The organism is Neisseria gonorrhoeae, from assembly GCF_003315235.1.
GTDB classification, from domain to species: domain Bacteria; phylum Pseudomonadota; class Gammaproteobacteria; order Burkholderiales; family Neisseriaceae; genus Neisseria; species Neisseria gonorrhoeae.
The window spans coordinates 1-18,048 of sequence record NZ_QNRU01000036.1; the positions used below are offsets into that span (position 1 = coordinate 1).

General features: G+C 52.8%; 11 protein-coding genes, 7 pseudogenes and 1 riboswitch. Of the genes and pseudogenes, 12 read left to right on the plus strand and 6 right to left on the minus strand.

Annotated elements, in window-relative coordinates; all coding sequences use genetic code 11:
* Positions 1 to 77: pseudogene (locus tag DFR77_RS11045) on the plus strand (IS1595 family transposase); the annotation flags it as partial.
* 73 nt (positions 78 to 150) lie between these two features.
* On the opposite strand, the pseudogene DFR77_RS11050 reads toward DFR77_RS11045, so the two are convergent.
* From DFR77_RS11050 to DFR77_RS11070, 4 genes and pseudogenes are all read right to left on the minus strand, one after another.
* Positions 151 to 1,571: pseudogene (locus tag DFR77_RS11050) on the minus strand (sodium:proton antiporter).
* Positions 1,572 to 1,929: 358 nt separating this feature from the next.
* Positions 1,930 to 2,289 (minus strand): YbaN family protein, encoded by a 360-nt coding sequence (locus DFR77_RS11060; protein ID WP_003689264.1) that lies wholly within the window; start codon positions 2,287 to 2,289, stop codon positions 1,930 to 1,932.
* Positions 2,286 to 2,891 carry a DUF1415 domain-containing protein gene (locus tag DFR77_RS11065; protein WP_003693700.1) on the minus strand — a complete coding sequence of 202 codons (606 nt, stop codon included), beginning with the start codon at positions 2,889 to 2,891 and terminating at the stop codon, positions 2,286 to 2,288. The genes DFR77_RS11060 and DFR77_RS11065 overlap by 4 nt, the downstream gene beginning before the upstream one ends.
* A gap of 46 nt (positions 2,892 to 2,937) precedes the next feature.
* Complete coding sequence (locus DFR77_RS11070; protein ID WP_113852138.1) at positions 2,938 to 3,420, minus strand: Lrp/AsnC family transcriptional regulator; 483 nt, start codon at positions 3,418 to 3,420, stop codon at positions 2,938 to 2,940.
* A 203-nt stretch (positions 3,421 to 3,623) separates the two neighbouring features.
* A riboswitch (glycine riboswitch) is annotated at positions 3,624 to 3,721 on the plus strand.
* A gap of 210 nt (positions 3,722 to 3,931) precedes the next feature.
* On the opposite strand from DFR77_RS11070, the gene gcvT reads away from it, so the two are divergent.
* The 11 genes and pseudogenes from gcvT to DFR77_RS11135 all read left to right on the plus strand — a co-directional run bounded on the left by gcvT (position 3,932) and on the right by DFR77_RS11135 (position 16,005).
* Complete coding sequence (gene gcvT, locus DFR77_RS11080; RefSeq protein ID WP_003689259.1) at positions 3,932 to 5,032, plus strand: glycine cleavage system aminomethyltransferase GcvT; 1,101 nt, start codon at positions 3,932 to 3,934, stop codon at positions 5,030 to 5,032.
* Between the two features lie 146 nt (positions 5,033 to 5,178).
* A complete protein-coding gene (locus DFR77_RS11090) occupies positions 5,179 to 5,718 on the plus strand; it encodes a hypothetical protein (protein WP_003689258.1) in 540 nt (179 codons plus the stop codon).
* A gap of 51 nt (positions 5,719 to 5,769) precedes the next feature.
* Entirely contained in the window at positions 5,770 to 6,156 is a 387-nt protein-coding gene (gene gcvH, locus DFR77_RS11095; RefSeq protein WP_003695621.1) for a glycine cleavage system protein GcvH, read from the plus strand.
* Positions 6,157 to 6,308: 152 nt separating this feature from the next.
* Complete coding sequence (gene hemA / locus DFR77_RS11100; RefSeq protein WP_003689254.1) at positions 6,309 to 7,556, plus strand: glutamyl-tRNA reductase; 1,248 nt, start codon at positions 6,309 to 6,311, stop codon at positions 7,554 to 7,556.
* A 246-nt stretch (positions 7,557 to 7,802) separates the two neighbouring features.
* Positions 7,803 to 10,109: pseudogene (locus tag DFR77_RS14225) on the plus strand (4Fe-4S binding protein).
* A gap of 128 nt (positions 10,110 to 10,237) precedes the next feature.
* A pseudogene (nosZ, locus tag DFR77_RS11115) lies at positions 10,238 to 12,205 on the plus strand (TAT-dependent nitrous-oxide reductase).
* 296 nt (positions 12,206 to 12,501) lie between these two features.
* A pseudogene (locus DFR77_RS14600) lies at positions 12,502 to 12,645 on the plus strand (NosR); the annotation flags it as partial.
* Positions 12,642 to 13,733: pseudogene (locus tag DFR77_RS11120) on the plus strand (nitrous oxide reductase family maturation protein NosD). The pseudogenes DFR77_RS14600 and DFR77_RS11120, both read left to right, overlap by 4 nt.
* 57 nt (positions 13,734 to 13,790) lie before the next feature.
* Positions 13,791 to 14,687 (plus strand): ABC transporter ATP-binding protein, encoded by an 897-nt coding sequence (locus DFR77_RS11125; RefSeq protein ID WP_003689241.1) that lies wholly within the window; start codon positions 13,791 to 13,793, stop codon positions 14,685 to 14,687.
* Entirely contained in the window at positions 14,684 to 15,514 is an 831-nt protein-coding gene (locus DFR77_RS11130) for an ABC transporter permease (protein WP_113852139.1), read from the plus strand. Before DFR77_RS11125 ends, DFR77_RS11130 begins: the two co-directional genes overlap by 4 nt.
* Positions 15,511 to 16,005 carry a nitrous oxide reductase accessory protein NosL gene (locus tag DFR77_RS11135; RefSeq protein WP_003689238.1) on the plus strand — a complete coding sequence of 165 codons (495 nt, stop codon included), beginning with the start codon at positions 15,511 to 15,513 and terminating at the stop codon, positions 16,003 to 16,005. The genes DFR77_RS11130 and DFR77_RS11135 overlap by 4 nt, the downstream gene beginning before the upstream one ends.
* A 133-nt stretch (positions 16,006 to 16,138) precedes the next feature.
* Here the strand turns inward: DFR77_RS11135 and DFR77_RS11140 are convergent, their stop codons facing one another.
* Together DFR77_RS11140 and DFR77_RS11145 are read right to left on the minus strand one after the other, a co-directional pair.
* Positions 16,139 to 17,800, minus strand: coding sequence for an electron transfer flavoprotein-ubiquinone oxidoreductase (locus tag DFR77_RS11140; protein ID WP_003689235.1), 1,662 nt, complete (start codon positions 17,798 to 17,800; stop codon positions 16,139 to 16,141).
* Between the two features lie 128 nt (positions 17,801 to 17,928).
* A pseudogene (locus DFR77_RS11145) lies at positions 17,929 to 18,048 on the minus strand (peptidase C39); the annotation flags it as partial.

Genomic DNA, 18,048 nt, shown 5'->3' on the forward strand with positions numbered 1-18,048 from the left:
GGGAATGCGAATTTCGATTTAACTTCGGCACACCGTCCCGGCAGCTAAAAATCCTGCGGGATCGGTGTGGAATTTAGGGATAATCTAGTACAGCCCCTTTGATTATGCCGGAATTTAAAATGCCGTCTGAATGTTCAGACGGCATAGCGTTTACAGTAGTTTGAAAACGAAAAAGACGAGGGTATGTACGATGAAGACGGGTGTCAGGAAGGCGACCGACCACATCATATAGCCGAAGAAAGTCGGCATCGGTACGCCGCGCTGTTCGGCAATGGCCTTGACCATGAAGTTCGGTGCGTTGCCGATGTAGGTCAGTGCGCCCATGAATACCGAACCCATAGAAACCGCCAGCAGCGAATGAAACAGGGGACCCGTCATTAAGGCTTGGGCATCGCCGCCCGCCATATTGAAAAACACGAGATAAGTGGGCGCGTTATCCAAGAATGCCGACAATATGCCGCTCATCCAGAAATACATCGTATTAATCGGATGACCTGCCGTATCGTGAACCAGCGATACCACCCCGCCCAGCGCGCCTGCCTCGCCTGCTTTCAGAATGCTCAGGACGGGGAAGATGGTGATGAAGATGCCGAGGAAGAGTTTGCCCACTTCGGCGATGGGTTCAAAGTTGAATTCGTTGCCTGCGCGGACTTGTTTGGGCGTGATTGCCATAGATACGGCGGTCAATGTAATCAGGATGACATCGCGGACAAGGTTTTGCAGGGCGTAACGGCTGCCGAGGATTTCAAATCCCGGGTGTTCGGGTTTCCAAAGGCCGGACATTAGAACCGCGCCGACCACGCCCGAAAGCAGGAGGAAGTTCCATTTGCCGAAGATGGCGATTTTTTCGGGTTTTTCCTGTTGTGCCGGCGTATCTTGTGCAATGCTTTCCTGTTTGAAGAAACGGTTGTCGATGAAATAGAAGGCGGTCAACAGGACAGCGGTGCTAATCAGGACGGGGGCGAACATATGTTTGACCGTCCACATGAAATCTACGCCTTTGAGGAAGCCGAGGAAGAGTGGGGGTCGCCCAAAGGGGTCAGGCCGCCGCCGATGTTTGCAACCAGGAAAATGAAGAAGATGACGATGTGCACGCGGCGGGTACGGTCTTGGTTGGCTTTCAGCAGCGGACGAATCATCAGCATTGCCGCGCCGGTCGTTCCCATGATAGAGGCAAGTGCCGTACCGACGGCAAGCAGGGCGGTGTTGAGCTTGGGTGTGCCGTTCAAGTCGCCCCAAACCAAAATGCCGCCTGAAATGGTGTACAGGGCAAGCAGCAGCAGGATGAAGGGGATATATTCTTCAACGAGTGCGTGTGCGACGGTATGGATACCGGCGGACGCGCCAAAAACCAAACTGAACGGGATGAGGAAGAGCAATGTCCAAAAGGCGGTGATTTTGCCGTAATGGTGATGCCAGGTATGCGAAAAAAACAAGGGACCCAATGCGATAGACAGCAAAATCAGGGCAAAGGGCAAGCCCCACAGCAGGTTTAGGTTTGCGCCGTCCGAATCTGCGGCGTAAACCGATGCCGGGAAAAGCATTAGTGAAAACAGGGGTAGGTGGCGCATCGTGTTTCCTCGATTCAAGCACTGCCTTGCGCGGCGCGCGGGAGTGATACAGGCTTCGTGCCGCCCGGACATAGGCGGACTGTGCTGCCTGTTTGTTTTTGAAAAAAGTTTTCCGATTGATTGTAAAGTAAATAATCAGGATAAACCAGTTTCCCAAACCGGAAGGCGGCGGGAAGGCGGATTGCCGTGCTTGGGAATATATGTTCTTTTTGATAAATAATTTTATTTAAAACAAATAAATATATGTCTTTAATAAATAATCTGTCGAAAACGAAAAATAAATTTATTTTAACATATATTTGCAATGAAACAGGTTTGCCCCACCCGTTTGTTTGCCCTTATCCCTTTCAGACGGCATTCAAGATTCGGGTCTGCGCCACATCCATATGGCGACAAGGGAACAAAAAACCGATGAAACCGCCCCGACCCACCAGCGTTGGGGAAACTGCCAAAACATCATCAGGCAGGATGCGGTCATCATGCTGATGGCGAAAATCTTGGCTTTGCGCGGCACTGCGCCGTTTTGTTCCCAGTTATGAACCATCGGGCCGAAATAGCGGTGCCGGTGCAGCCAGCGGTGAAAGCGCGGGGATGCCTTTGCCCAGCAGGCGGCGGAGAGTAGTACGAACGGCGTGGTCGGCAACAGCGGCAAAAAAATGCCGATTATCCCCAACAGCAGGGAGATGCCGCCGCAGGCAATTAAAAGATAACGGATCATTTTGAAATATTTTTCTTATTGTGCGGATAAGGGCAGGATGTGATACCGAGTTTTGCCCAGCCTTCATGTCCCATTTTTTCCAGCAGGGCGATATTGCGTTCGAATATTGCCGAAGCGTCGGGAAAGGCTTGTGCGGCTTTGGCAATGCTGTCTTCGCGGATGAGGTGCAGCGTCGGATAGGGAGAACGGTTGGTGTAGTTGCCGATGCCGTCTGAATCCGTGCCTTCAAATTGGAAATAGGGATGAAACGGGGCGATTTGGACGATGCCTTCCAAGCCGTTTTCGACAACGGCGGCATCGGCAATGTCGAGCATATCGTTGAATACGTCGAAATCGGGGAATAGGGTCGGGTGAACCAGCAGGGTGGTTTCCAGTTCGGTGGCGGGTGTATTGCCCAGTCGCTGCAGTTCTTCGTCCAAGTCTTCCAAAAAACCGTCAAGGTGTTTGGCTTCGCTGATCGCGATGCGGACAAGGTTTTTAACGTGGGGGGCTTTGGCAAAGGGACACAGGTTCAGACCGATGACGGCTTTTTCCAACCATTGTCCGGTGTGTTCGGCAACAGCATCTTTATTTTCGGAAGTATCGATATTCATTATTGTCATGTAAATGTGTTTGCAGAGTGCACGTGCGGGAAAATCGGGAAGGGCACTATTCCTTCAGCAGGTGGTTGAGCGGCAGGGAGGTGGTGTGTTTGATTTCTTTTAAAACAAAGCTCGATTGCGCATCCTGTACGCCGTGGTGGGATAAAAGCGTATCCAAAACAAAATGGGAAAACGCGTTCATATCGGTAAAAAATGCCTGAAGCAGGTAGTCGGTCTCGCCGGTTAGGGCGAAGCAGCTCAAGACTTCCGGCCATTTTCGAACCGATGCGGCAAAATCTTCCCGCGTGTCTTTTGCTTTGCGGATGGAAACGCGGATAAATGCCTGAAGACCTAAGTTGACGGATTCCGGAGACAGCAGCGCGGCATATTGGCGGACGATGCCGGCATCTTCCAACTGCTTCAGACGGCGCAGGCACGGAGAAGGCGAAAGTGCGACACGTTCGGACAGTTCGACATTGGTCAGCCTGCCGTTTTCCTGGAGGACCTGTAAGATTTTAATATCGGTTTTGTCTAAAGTGAGTTGGGGCATATTTGCGTTCCGTTTTAAGGAATTCGGATTGTCTGTCCGTATGTTTGCGGCAATCCGCATAGATGGAGACCATATTAACATATAAAAAGTTATACCGTCATCCGGGACAAATTTTGTTTTCGGAAAATCATGTGAAAACAGAGGCGGTCGGTTTGCATCTCTTTTAAGACGGCTTGCCCAAACCGCCGATTCAAGACATAATCGGGAAATGTGCAGGAGAGTGTTACACCCAACTACAATGTAACCACCGAAGGCGCAGACACCCTTAAATCGCTCAGGTATCAGGGACTGCACATTGAAACAAACAATCTGGAGAGCGGCGTTAGAATAACGTCCACCGAAGGGGAGAAGGCCGTCTGAACCACCATTCAGACAACCGCGCAAAGCAGTGAGCAGACTGGTTTGCCATCATGCGGATACGGCCGAAAATCTCAGGTTCAAGGACAGATAGGGTCATCCGCGCACAGGTGCGCGGGCGGCATCTGAACAAAAAATCCGGAGAAACTTGAGAATGACTGCTCTGAAAACCACCCCGTTTCATCAAGCCCATCAAGATGCAGGCGCGAAGCCGGTAGATTTTGCCGGCTGGGAACTGCCCATCCATTATGGTTCGCAAATCGCCGAACACGAAGCCGTGCGCACCGACGCCGGTATGTTTGACGTATCCCATATGCTCGTTACCGACGTCGTCGGAGCGAACGCCAAAGCCTTTTTCCGCAAATTGATTGCCAACGACGTTGCCAAACTCGCTTTTGTCGGCAAAGCCCTTTATTCCGCTTTGCTCAACGACAACGGCGGCGTGATTGACGACTTGATCGTTTACCGCACCAACGAGGCCGAAACCCAATACCGCATCGTGTCCAACGGTGCGACCCGTGAAAAAGACACGGCACAATTCCACAAAGTCGGACAAGAGTTCGGCGTTGCCTTCAATCCGCGCTACGACCTCGGTATGCTTGCCGTACAAGGTCCTAAAGCCATTGAAAAACTCCTGACCGTCAAACCCGAATGGGCGGATGTGATTCACGGCCTCAAACCGTTCCAAGGCGCGGATTTGGGCAACGACTGGTTTGTCGCCCGTACAGGCTACACCGGCGAAGACGGCGTCGAAGTGATTCTGCCGGATACCGAAGCCGTCGCATTCTTCAAAGTCCTGCAAACAGCAGGCGTACAGCCTTGCGGCCTCGGCGCGCGCGACACCCTGCGCATGGAAGCCGGTATGAACCTCTACGGCAACGATATGGACGACGACACCAGCCCGCTCGAAGCAGGCATGGGCCGGACGGTTGATTTGAAAGACGAAAGCCGCGATTTTGTCGGTAAAGCCGCCTTGTTGGCATTGAAAGAAAAAGGCGTTGCCGTCAAACAAGTCGGTTTGCTGCTCGAAAAAGGCGGCATCCTGCGCGCGCATATGGAAGTGTTGACCGACAAAGGAAAAGGCGAAACCACCAGCGGCGTATTCTCGCCCAGCCTGAAACAATCTATCGCCATCGCCCGCGTACCGAAAGATTTTGACGGCGATACCGCCAAAGTCCTGATTCGCGGCAAAGAAGCGGACGTGCGCGTACTGAAGCTGCCGTTCGTCCGCAGCGGTCAAAAACAGTTTGATTAATATCGGTTCAGACGGCATTTGTTTGAATTAAGCCGTCTGAAAGCAGGTTTTAAGGAATTGTTATTTCCTATGAAAGCAAATTTTGGCAGTTTATTGTTGTTATTGATGTTATCGGCTTGCGCTTCGTCGCCGGCGAGCGCGGATTGATGTTTTTCGATACAGAAGGAAAATCCCATACTGCAATATTTATGAAAATCGTTGGCGGCAATGGAAAGATTGCCGGCGAGGTGGTGATAGACGGGGAATATGCTCTTGATATTGTCCGCATGAATGATGATTTGAGTATTGCCGTGCAAGATAATAAGGGTAGAAGCCGTGCTTCCGACCTGGAAGCATTGTCGCAAGCGAAATCATTTACCCTAATTGCGTTCAGCCGTTATGCGGGCACAGTTGAAGTGGATAAAGTATCGGCTGTTACAGGCATTTGTGCAGATTACCGCAGCAAAGGCCTGAAGGTTGCCGTTGCAGACAATATGAGGCCCAAACAAGAAATCGTTGTATTCCGTGCAAGCGGCGTAATGGCAAGTAATAAGCGCAAGATAAACGAAGCATATTTGGATTATTCTGCATCCTCTAAACTGCCTTCCGCCCAAAAGCAAGAATTGGAACAAGATAAAAACAATATGATTGCCGTCCATTACGGACGCTTGGAAGAATTAATCGCACGAGGTATCTGCGTACGCTAAGTTGTGCAGATGCCGTCTGAAAATAACCCCCTACCAATGGAGAATCAAACCATGAGCAACAACATCCCAACAGAACTGAAATACGTTGCCAGCCATGAATGGCTGCGCCTTGAAGAAGACGGTACCATTACCGTCGGTATTACCCATCACGCGCAAGAGCTGTTGGGCGACATCGTGTTTGTCGAGCTGCCCGAAGTCGGTGCGAACCTCGCCGCCGAAGAACAGTCCGGTGTGGTTGAGTCTGTAAAAGCCGCATCCGACGTGTATGCGCCGATTGCGGGCGAAGTCGTTGCCGTCAACGATGACTTGCCAGGCGCGCCGGAAACCGCCAACAGCGACCCTTACGGCGCAGGCTGGTTCTTCAAAATCAAACCTGCCAATCCTGCCGATTACGACGGTCTGCTGACTGCCGAACAATACGCGGGCGAAGTGGATTAAACCGCCCGTTTGTCCGACGGCAACCGTCGGACAAACGGAAACTGCACCTTCAGACGGCATTTCTGCGGTCGGAGGTGCAGTTTTTTTGTCCGTGTTTTAAGGATGCAGTTAGGCTATAATAACGGTCTATATCCATCTTCACCGATTTTTTCATGCAACTTACCGCTGTCGGACTCAATCATCAAACCGCACCTTTAAGCATACGGGAAAAGCTGGCGTTTGCCGCCGCCGCCCTGCCAGAAGCCGTCCGCAATCTTGCCCGAAGCAATGCGGCAACGGAGGCGGTAATCCTTTCTACCTGCAACCGCACCGAGCTTTACTGCGTCGGCGATTCGGAAGAAATCATCCGATGGCTTGCCGATTACCACAGTTTGCCGATTGAAGAAATCCGTCCGTATCTGTACACGCTGGATATGCAGGAAACCGTGCGCCACGCCTTCCGCGTTGCCTGCGGCTTGGATTCGATGGTTTTGGGCGAGCCGCAGATTTTGGGGCAGATTAAAGATGCGGTGCGTGCGGCTCAAGAACAGGAAAGTATGGGGGCAAAACTCAATGCCCTGTTCCAAAAAACCTTTTCCGTTGCTAAAGAAGTCCGTACCGATACCGCTGTCGGCGAAAATTCGGTTTCGATGGCTTCCGCGTCCGTCAAGTTGGCGGAACAGATTTTTCCCGACATCGGCGATTTGAACGTATTGTTTATCGGCGCAGGCGAAATGATTGAGCTGGTTGCCACTTATTTTGCCGCCAAAAATCCCCGGCTGATGACGGTTGCCAACCGGACGCTGGCGCGTGCACAGGAGTTGTGCGACAAGCTCGGTGTTAACGCCGAACCGTGCCTGCTGTCCGATCTGCCTGCCATTCTGCACGATTACGACGTGGTGGTTTCTTCAACGGCGAGCCAGCTTCCGATAGTCGGCAAAGGCATGGTCGAACGCGCATTGAAACAGCGTCAGAGTATGCCGTTGTTCATGCTTGACTTGGCCGTGCCGCGCGATATTGAAGCGGAAGTCGGCGATTTGAACGATGCGTATCTTTATACGGTGGACGATATGGTCAACATCGTCCAAAGCGGCAAGGAGGCAAGGCAGAAGGCCGCCGCCGCCGCCGAAACGCTGGTGTCCGAGAAGGTTGCCGAATTTGTCAGGCAGCAGCAGGGCAGGCAGAGCGTTCCGCTGATTAAGGCCTTGCGGGACGAGGGCGAGAAAGCGCGCAAGCAGGTGTTGGAAAATGCGATGAAACAGCTTGCCAAAGGCGCAACGGCGGAAGAGGTTTTGGAACGGCTGTCCGTCCAACTGACCAACAAGCTGCTGCATTCGCCAACTCAAACCTTGAATAAGGCGGGGGAAGAAGATAAAGATTTGGTTCATGCCGTCGCGCAGATTTATCATTTGGACAAATAACGGTGCGCCGGAAAAGGATGCCGTCTGAAGGGGTTTCAGACGGCATATTTTTGTGCCGCCTGACAACATCGTGAAATCCCACATTATATCGATGTAATTACAAAGTATTATCCTATATGCGGATTGGTTTTAAGATTTGTAAATTTGATTTGCATCAAAAATCGCCGATAGATGATTCATATAATATCAATATTAAAGAGTATCGGTATATCGGGGATAGCTATGTCCTGTTTTTCAATCCGGCGTATGTCTGCGTTTCGGGCGCGGATAACGGCGTTTTTTACCGCCTTTGTCTTTTTGACGGCGGCACTGCCCGCTTATGCGGAGCGTCTGCCTGATTTTCTGGCGAAAATACAGCCTTCGGAAATTTTTCCGGGTGCGGATCGTTACGGCAAGCCGGAAGGCAAGCCTATGGTTGCCCGCGTTTACAAAGGCGATGAGCAGCTCGGTTTGGTTTATATCACGACCGATGCGGTCAATACGCGCGGTTATTCGAGCAAACCGATCGATACGCTGATGGCTTTGGCAAACGACGGCACGATAGCCGGGGCGAAACTGGTCGATCATCACGAACCGATTATGCTGATCGGTATCCCGCAATCGCGTGTCGATAAGTTCATCGACAAATATATCGGTCTGAATTTTATTAAAAATCCGCCGACCCCGGGCGTGGCGCCGGGCGACATCATCAGCGGTGCGACTGTTACACTGATGGTGGTTAACGACAGCATCCAGCGTTCGTACAAGGTCATTGCCAACCAATACCGTCTGGGTTCGGACAAGGCCCTTCAGACGGCATCCGCTTCCGATGTTCGGGAAGCCGCGCCTGCGTCAGAAACCCGTCCGCGCCGTATGGCAAATCCCGACAAGCAGGATATTTTGTCTTGGGACGAACTTTTGAAACAAAAGGCCGTCGGCCATCTGCATATCACGCTCGATCAAATCAACAAACTGTTTGAGAAAGGCGGCAAGGCCGGCGTGGCCGATCACGCCGAACAGGGCGATCCTGACGATACCTTTATTGATTTGTATGTTGCCTTGGTCAGCCAGCCTTCCATCGGTAAAAGCCTGCTGGGTGAGGACGGCTGGGCGCATCTGCAAAAACGGCTGAAACCCGGGCAGCAGGCGGTTTTGGTTGCCGGAGAGGGCCGTTATTCTTGGAAAGGTTCGGGCTATGTGCGCGGCGGTATTTTCGACCGTATCGAGATGATTCAGGGGGAGAACAGCTTCCGTTTTACCGATGCCCAACACGAACGCGTCGTCGAGCTGTCTGCCGCCGATGCGCCGCGTTTTAAAGAAGTTTCTTGGTTTACCATCCCTGAAGGCGTAGCGTTTGACGGTGCGGAGCCGTGGCGGCTGTAATTGATGGTTCAGCGCGTCTTGAGTGTGAACGATAAAGCCTTCGTTACCGCCGATTTGGATTACGAACTGCCCCAAGCTTATTACGTCGATGATCCTAAAGCGCCGCCCGTAGAAATCAGCGCGCCTGTCGAAGCAGTACCTGCCGCAGCATCCGATACCGCTTCAGACGGCATTGCCGAAGATGCGTCAGCTGAAAACGGTGTATCCAACCAATTATGGAAACAGATTTGGAAAGCGAAACAGGGGCAGATTGTCGTCGTCGGCATTGCGCTGACCATCCTGCTTTTGGTATTCCTGTTCCAAGATTGGATTGTGCGTTACGAAAAATGGTACGACCGCTTCCGCTTTGCTTTCCTAACTTTTACGCTCTTCTATATCGGCTGGTATGCACAGGCGCAGCTTTCGGTCGTCAATACGCTGACGCTGTTTTCCGCCATCCTTACCGAATTTCATTGGGAATTCTTCCTGATGGATCCGATTGTGTTCATCCTGTGGCTGTTCACGGCTGCAACCATGCTGCTGTGGAACAGGGGGACGTTTTGCGGTTGGTTGTGTCCGTTCGGCTCATTACAGGAATTGACTAACCGCATTGCCAAAAAACTGGGTGTGAAACAGATTACCGTGCCGCATATGCTGCATACCCGTTTGAACGTCATAAAATACCTGATTTTCTTCGGTTTTTTTGCAATTTCGCTGTATGATTTGGGTACGGCGGAAAAATTTGCCGAAGTCGAACCGTTCAAAACTGCGATTATCTTGAAATTCATGCGCGATTGGTGGTTTGTCGCCTTTGCCGTGGCACTTTTGATTGCGGGGCTGTTTATCGAACGCTTCTTCTGCCGTTATCTGTGTCCTTTGGGTGCGGGCATCGCGCTGCCGGGCAGATTCCGCGTGTTCGACTGGCTGCGCCGCTACAAAATGTGCGGCAACCCCTGCCAAATCTGTACGCACGAATGCCCCGTTCAGGCAATCGCGCCCGAGGGCGACATCCATCCGAACGAATGTATCCAGTGCCTGCACTGCCAAGTGATGTACCACCACGATACGCGCTGTCCGCAAGTTGTGGCGGAAAATAAGAAAAAACAAAAACAGGCTGCTGCCAAATCAGGGGAATTGAAAAATGTCTCTAAGCAGCCGCAGGAACAGGTCGTCCGTTTTGTCAAACCCGAAACGGCGCAATCTGAAAAATAAGCATCCGGGGGAAGCCTGAAGCCAAAGTGTCAGGCAGGCAGGGTTTCCCCGGAAGGATAATAAAATTTTTTTCCCATCGGCTTGCCGTCCGAAAACCGGTTTGCCGTATTTTATCCAAGGAGTGTTGTATGTCAGACGAAAAATTAGAACAAAACGGCTTGAGCCGTCGTTCGTTCTTAGGTACGGCCGCCGCTTCCGGTGCAGGTATTGCCGGTGCGGGCCTGTTGGGTTTGGCGGGTTGCTCTAAAGACGGCGAACAGGCTGCCGCTAACGCTTCCGGCGCGGCTCCCGTCGCCAAGGCGCAAGGGGAATCCAAACCCGGCCAACTGTCTTCCGAAGTCGGTCCGGGCGAACTCGATCAATATTACGGTTTCCTTTCCGGCGGCCAGTCCGGCGAGATGCGCCTGATCGGTCTGCCTTCTATGCGCGAACTGATGCGTATCCCCGTGTTCAATATGGACAGCGCGACCGGTTGGGGACGCACCAATGAGAGCTTGAAAGTCCTCAACGGCAATATTACCGAAGAAACCCGTAAATTCTTAAAAGACGGCGGCCTGCGCTGCTACCCCAACGGCGACTTGCACCACCCGCACCTGTCGTTTACCGACCAAACTTATGACGGCCGCTATGCCTATGCCAACGACAAGGCAAACAACCGCGTCTGCCGCGTGCGTTTGGATGTGATGAAGGCCGACAAAATCATCGACATCCCTAATGATTCAGGTATTCACGGTCTGCGTCCGCAACGTTATCCGAAAACCGGTTATGTTTTTGCCAACGGCGAACACATTACCCCTGTCAGCGGTGTAGGCAAACTGGATGATGCGAAAACCTGGAATGCAGTGTACACCGCCATCGACGGCGAAACCATGGAGATCGCATGGCAAGTATTGGTTGACGGTAACCTGGACAACGGCGATGCCGACTATCAAGGCAAATATTCTTTTGCCACCTGCTACAACTCCGAGCGCGCGCTGACCGTACAAGGTGCGTCTTCCAACGAGCAGGACTGGTGCGTCGTTTTCGACCTGAAAGCCATCGAAGAAGGCATCAAAGCGGGCGACTTCAAAGAAGTTAACGGTGTGAAAATGCTGGACGGCCGCGCTGAGGCCAAATCCAAATACACGCGTTATATCCCTGTGCCGAACTCTCCTCACGGCTGTAACGCAAGCCCTGACGGTAAATACATCATGCCCAACGGTAAACTGCCTCCAACCGTTACCGTATTGGATGTCAGCAAACTGGACGATTTGTTCGCCGGCAAAATCAAAGAGCGCGATGTGGTCGTAGCCGAACCGCAACTGGGTCTCGGCCCGTTACACACTGCATTCGACGGTCGCGGCAATGCTTATACGACATTGTTTATCGACAGCCAAATGGTGAAATGGAATATTGACGATGCGATCAAAGCCTACAAAGGCGATAAAATCGATCCGATCAAACAAAAACTCGACGTTCACTATCAACCGGGTCACAACCATACGACCATGGGCGAAACCAAAGAAGCCGACGGTCAATGGCTGGTGTCCTTGAACAAATTCTCCAAAGACCGCTTCTTGAATGCCGGTCCTTTGAAACCCGAGTGCGACCAATTGATCGGCATCTCCGGCGACGAAATGCGTCTGGTACACGACAACCCGACTTTTGCCGAACCGCACGACTTGTGTTTGGTTGCCGCGTCCAAACTGAACCCGGGCAAAACTTGGGACCGCAAAGACCCGTGGTTCTAGCAGGATGCTTTGGAACAGGCGAAAAAAGACGGTGTCGAGCTGGAAAAAGCCGCCAAAGCCGTACGCGAAGGCAACAAAGTACGCGTGTATATGACGGCCGTCGCGCCTGCTTACAGTATCCCGCAGTTTGAAGTGAACCAAGGCGACGAAGTAACCGTTTACGTTACCAACGTCGAAACCATCGAGGACCTGACCCACGGCTTCACTTTGGAAGGCTGCGGCATCGCTATGGAAATCGGCCCGCAAGCCACTTCTTCCGTAACCTTCAAAGCCGTCCGCCCGGGTGTGCACTGGTACTACTGCCAATGGTTCTGCCACGCATTGCATATGGAAATGTCCGGTCAGATGATTGTTCATCCCAAATAATGCGGCCCGACGGCTGAATATGGAGAATGGCGTCTGAAGGCAACAGGTCTTCAGACGGCATTTATAGCCAAACCGCTTGCCGTACCGTTTCAGGCGGTTTCGCTATAAAAACAGGCACATTTGAATGATGCTTTATTTTGTTCGGCCATACCGAACGAAACAGAGGGACACTATGCACACATCCGCGCTCCGTATATGGCTGAAGGCCGTGCTGATACTTGCCGCCGGCAGCATTTTTCAGACGGCATCGGCAGCCGTCGTCCACGTTTCCCCGCAAGACAACCTTGCCGAAATTTTTGCCCGCGCCCGGGCGGGCGATACGATCAAACTGGCTTCCGGCGTATATCAAACCAAACTTTATATCGACAAACCGATTACGATTGAAGGGCCTGCCGACCGTTCCGCAACCATCGAAGGGGACAAGAGCGGGCGTACCATAGCCGTACACGCGCCGGACGTAACGCTCCGCAACCTGACCGTTACCCGTTCCGGTATGAGCCTGCCAGCAATGGATGCCGGTATTTATCTCGAAAAAGCCGCCCCGCGCGCCCTGATTGAACACAACAATATTTTTGATAATTCGTTCGGCGTATACCTTCATGGTTCTGCCGATGCGATGGTGCGCGAGAATAAAATCGTCGGCGATGCGACCTTGCGCGTGAATGAGCGCGGCAATGGCGTTACCGTTTGGAACGCGCCCGGCGCGCAGGTCGTCGGCAACGACATTTCCAAAGGGCGGGACGGCATTTTTTCCAATACCAGCACGCACAACACCTATAAAAACAACCGCTTCAGCGACCTGCGTTTCGCCGTCCACTATATGTACACCAACGACAGCGAAGTCAGCGGCAATATTTGCGTGGGCAACAATATGGGCTATGTGCTGATGTTTTCCGAACGGCTCAAAGTGTTCGACAATATCGCCGTCGGCAGCCGCGATTAGGGCATCATGCTCAACTATGTCAACTATTCCGATATTCACGACAATATTATCAACAAAGCGGGCAAGTGCGTTTTTGCCTACAATGCCAACTACGATAAACTGTCCGCCAATCATTTTGAAAACTGCCAAATCGGCATGCACTTTACCGCCGCCATCGAAGGCACGTCCCTGCACGACAATTCCTTTATCAACAACGGAAGCCAGGTCAAATATGTCAGTACGCGCTTTCTCGACTGGAGCGAGGGCGGACACGGCAACTACTGGAGCGACAACAGCCCGTTCGATTTGAACGGCGACGGCTTCGGAGACAGCGCGTACCGTCCCGACGGCATCATCGACCAAATCATCTGGCGCGCGCCCGTATCGCGCCTCTTGATGAACAGTCCCGCAATCAGCATCGTCAAATGGGCGCAGGCGCAGTTTCCCGCCGTTCTGCCCGGCGGCGTGGTGGACAGCAAACCGCTGATGAAGCCTTATGCCCCCAAAATTCAAACCCGTTATCAGGCGATGAAGGACGAGTTGCTCAAAGAAGCCGAAACGCGGCAGTCGGAACGGGGCAGGGCGGAAAACGGTTCTTTGAACTAGTCTGCTTCAGACGGCACCCGGATTCAAATGCCGTCTGAAAACACAAAAGGAACAACCATGACCACACATCATGTCGAATTGAGGAAGGTAACCAAACGGTTCGGGGCGCAAAAAGCCGTCAGCCAAGTCGATTTGGTTTTGAAGGCAGGAGAAAGCGTCGGGCTTGCCGGACACAACGGCGCGGGCAAGTCCACCATCATGAAGCTGATACTCGGGCTGATTACCCCGACCGAAGGCGAAGTGATGCTTTTGGGCGAACGTACCGGCAGCAAAGCGGGGGCGCGGCTTCGCAGCCAAATCGGCTACCTGCCCGAAACCGTTGCGCTGCACCCTTCGCTGACCGGCATCGAAACGCTGGATTTTTATGCCAAACTTAAAAAACAGCCGCTCACGCAGAACCGGGGGCTGCTTGAGCGCGTCGGCATTTCCCAGACCGCACACCGCCGCGTCGGCACTTATTCTAAAGGGATGCGCCAACGCCTTGCCTTGGCACAAGCCCTGCTGGGCGAGCCCAAAGTCCTGCTGTTTGACGAACCGACAACCGGCCCCGACCCTGCATCACGACAAATGTTTTACGAAGTCGTGCGCGAACTCAACGGGCGCGGCGCGACCGTATTGCTCAGTACCCACGCCCTTGCCGAGTTGGACGGACACGCCGACCGCATTGTCGTGATGAAAAACGGCGTTAAGGTTGCCGACGGCAGTATGGACGAATTGCACGTCCAAAGCGGGCTGCCGCTGACCGTCAATATCCGCCTCAATGCGCCGCGCACCCTCAGCAGCCGCTGGCAGCCGCTTTCAGACGGCATTTCCTACCGGGCGCAATGTCAGGCCGAAGAACGTATGGAACTGTTGGGCGAATTGGGCAGCCTGTCCGACCTTGCCTATTTCGACATCCACACGCCGACGCTTGACGAAATGTACGCACGGTTCTTGAAAAGGGAGGACGTATGAACCCCGTTTGGATTATTACCGGCAAAGAAGCCCGCGACAGCCTGCGTAACCGCTGGGTGCTTGCCGCCGTCCTCCTGCTTGCCGCACTCGCCCTTTCTTTGGGTTTCCTCGGCAGCTCGCCCACCGGTTCGGTCAAGGTCGATCCGCTGACCGTTACCGTCGTCAGCCTGTCGAGCCTGTCTATTTTCCTGATTCCGCTGATTGCGATGCTGCTTTCTTATGACGCACTGATCGGCGAAATCGAACGCGGTACGATGGCGTTGCTGTTGAGTTATCCCATTTGGCGCAACCAAATCCTTGCCGGCAAGTTTGTCGGACACCTCATCATCCTCGCCCTTGCCACCACGGCAGGTTACGGATTGGCAGGCATTACGCTGCAACTTGCCAACGGCGGTTTCGACATCGCCGTTTGGAAACCCTTTGCGCTGTTGATTGCCGCCAGCGTGATTTTAGGTGCGGCATTTCTGTCTATGGGCTACTTGATTAGTGCAAAGGTCAAAGAGCGGGGGACGGCGGCCGGTATTTCCATCGGCGTATGGTTGTTTTTCGTCGTCATCTTCGATATGGCGCTTTTGGGTATTCTGGTTGCCGACTCGAAACAGATCATCACCGCGCCCGTCGTTGAAACGGTGCTGCTGTTCAATCCCACCGACATTTACCGCCTGCTCAACCTGACCGGTTACGAAAATACGGCTATGTATGCGGGTATGGCGGGTTTGAGCGGACAAATCGGCCTGACCGTCCCCGTTTTGCTGACCGCGCAGGTTTTATGGGTTATCATTCCGCTTGTTTTGGCAGCCGGAATTTTTAGAAAGCGACGAATATGAAGAAAACCCTGTTGGCAATTGTTGCCGTTTTCGCCTTAAGTGCCTGCCGGCAGGCGGAAGAGGCACCGCCGCCTTTACCCCGGCAGATTAGCGACCGTTCGGTCGGACACTATTGCAGTATGAACCTGACCGAACACAACGGCCCCAAAGCCCAGATTTTTTTGAACGGCAAACCCGATCAGCCCGTTTGGTTCTCCACCGTCAAGCAGATGTTCGGCTATACCAAACTGCCCGAAGAGCCCAAAGGCATCCGCGTGATTTACGTTACCGATATGGGCAATGTTACCGATTGGACGAATCCTAATGCCGACACGGAGTGGATAGATGCGAAAAAAGCCTTTTACGTCATCGACAGCGGCTTTATCGGCGGTATGGGCGCGGAAGACGCGCTGCCGTTCGGCAACAAGGAGCAGGCTGAAAAATTTGCAAAGGATAAAGGCGGCAAGGTCGTCGGTTTTGACGATATGCCCGATGCTTACATTTTCAAGTAAATCCAAACAGAAATGCCGTCTGAACGTTGAAGCCAAGGTTCAGACGGCATTTTTTGTCATAGGTTCAAACGGGGCAGGTTCGAACAACTGCCCCATTCCTTATTCCTGACCGGGCGTAACGGCGGAATGAGGTTTACATCCCGCCGTAATTCGGTCCGCTTGCGCCTTCGGGGCAAATCCAAGTGATGTTTTGCGTCGGGTCTTTGATGTCGCAGGTTTTGCAGTGCACGCAGTTTGCCGCGTTGATTTGCAGGCGCGGACTGCCGTTTTCTTCGATGATTTCATATACGCCGGCCGGACAATAGCGCGTTTCGGGAGAGGCGTATTCTTTATAGTTCACGTCTATCATCGTTTGCGGATTGTTCAGCACCAAATGGTCGGGCTGGTTTTCTTCGTGCGCGAGATTGGCAAGGAAGACGCTGCTCAAGCGGTCAAAGGTCAACACACCGTCGGGTTTCGGATAATCAATCGGCTTGCACACGGCGGCTTTTTTGAGCTGCTCGTTGTCTTTGCCGTGATGTTTCAAGGTCCACGGGGCTTTGCCTCTGAAAATCATCTGGTCGATGCCGGTATAAAGCGAGCCGAGGTAAACGCCCCATTTGAATGACGGACGGACATTGCGCGCGGCATAAAGCTCTTGATACAGCCAGCTTTGTTCAAACAGTTTTTGATAGTTTCCCGCTTCTTTGCCGCTGTCGAAGCTTTCCACTTCTTCAAAGTTTTCCAACAAGGGGAACACGGCTTCGGCGGCGAGCATGGCGGATTTCATCGCGGTATGAATGCCTTTGATGCGCGGCATATTGAGGAACCCCGCCGCATCGCCGATTAAAACGCCCCCCTTGAACGAGAGCTTCGGCAGGCTTTGCAAACCGCCTTCAATCAGCGAACGCGCGCCGTAAGCAATGCGGCGGCCGCCTTCAAAGGTTTTGCGGATTTCGGGATGGGTTTTGAAACGTTGGAACTCTTCAAACGGCGACAGATACGGGTTTTGATAGTCCAAACCGACCACGAAGCCGACGGCGACTTTGTTGTCGTCGAAATGGTAAATAAACGCACCGCCGTAGGTTTTGCTGTCCAGCGGCCAGCCTGCGCTATGCACCACCAAACCGGGCTGATGCTGTTCAGACGGCACTTCCCAAACTTCTTTGATGCCCAAGCCGTAAGTTTGCGGCTGGCTGTTTTGGTCGAGTTGGAAACGTTCGATGATTTGCTTGGAAAGCGAACCTCGGCAACCTTCGGCAAACAGGGTTTGCCGCGCCCAAAGCTCCATGCCGGGCTGGAAACTGTCGGTCGGCCCGCCGTCTTTGCCTACACCCATATTGCCGGTCGCAATACCTTTGACCGAGCCGTCTTCGTGATACAGCACTTCGGCGGCGGCAAAGCCCGGATAGATTTCCACGCCCATATTTTCCGCCTGCTCCGCCAACCAGCGCACGACTTCGCCTAAGCTGACGATGTAGTTGCCGTGATTGTCGAAATTCGGGGTAATAGGCAGATTGAACGCTTTTTTCTCCGTCAGGAACAACACTTTGTCCTGAGTTACCGTGCGCGTCAGCGGCGCGCCTTTTTCTTTCCAGTCGGGAATCAGCTCATTCAGCGCAATCGGATCGATAACCGCGCCCGCCAGCGAATGCGCCCCCGCCTCCGAACCCTTCTCCGCCACGCAAACGCTGATTTCGCGCCCGTTCTGTTCGGCAAGCTGCTTGAGTTTGATGGCGGCGGACAACCCCGACGGGCCTGCGCCGACAATCACGACATCGTATTGCATACTGTCGCGGGTGATGGATTCTGTCATGGCGGTTCCTGTGTATTTATTATTGAATTGCAAATCCGTAATTATACAACGGGAACATATAGTTACCAAATACAACAAAGGTCGTCTGAAACCATGTTTTCGGTTTTCAGACGACCTTTGTCGAAATTTCAATAAGCACGCCACCATTTTACCTGTCCGACTGCAAACTCCGTCTGCCGCTTGGGATGATGTGTGAAAAACAATTTATTTGAAATCGCCTCCGCTTTTTTCGGCACGACCGCCAAAAT

Bases quoted from the DNA above. Each gene is read 5' to 3' on its own strand.
- DFR77_RS11060 (WP_003689264.1), bottom strand. From the start codon at position 2,289: ATGATCCGTTATCTTTTAATTGCCTGCGGCGGCATCTCCCTGCTGTTG.
- hemA (WP_003689254.1), top strand. From the start codon at position 6,309: ATGCAACTTACCGCTGTCGGACTCAATCATCAAACCGCACCTTTAAGC.
- DFR77_RS11135 (WP_003689238.1), top strand. From the start codon at position 15,511: ATGAAGAAAACCCTGTTGGCAATTGTTGCCGTTTTCGCCTTAAGTGCC.
- DFR77_RS11125 (WP_003689241.1), top strand. From the start codon at position 13,791: ATGACCACACATCATGTCGAATTGAGGAAGGTAACCAAACGGTTCGGG.
- DFR77_RS11070 (WP_113852138.1), bottom strand. From the start codon at position 3,420: ATGCCCCAACTCACTTTAGACAAAACCGATATTAAAATCTTACAGGTC.
- gcvH (WP_003695621.1), top strand. From the start codon at position 5,770: ATGAGCAACAACATCCCAACAGAACTGAAATACGTTGCCAGCCATGAA.
- gcvT (WP_003689259.1), top strand. From the start codon at position 3,932: ATGACTGCTCTGAAAACCACCCCGTTTCATCAAGCCCATCAAGATGCA.
- DFR77_RS11130 (WP_113852139.1), top strand. From the start codon at position 14,684: ATGAACCCCGTTTGGATTATTACCGGCAAAGAAGCCCGCGACAGCCTG.
- DFR77_RS11065 (WP_003693700.1), bottom strand. From the start codon at position 2,891: ATGACAATAATGAATATCGATACTTCCGAAAATAAAGATGCTGTTGCC.
- DFR77_RS11090 (WP_003689258.1), top strand. From the start codon at position 5,179: ATGTTTTTCGATACAGAAGGAAAATCCCATACTGCAATATTTATGAAA.
- DFR77_RS11140 (WP_003689235.1), bottom strand. From the start codon at position 17,800: ATGACAGAATCCATCACCCGCGACAGTATGCAATACGATGTCGTGATT.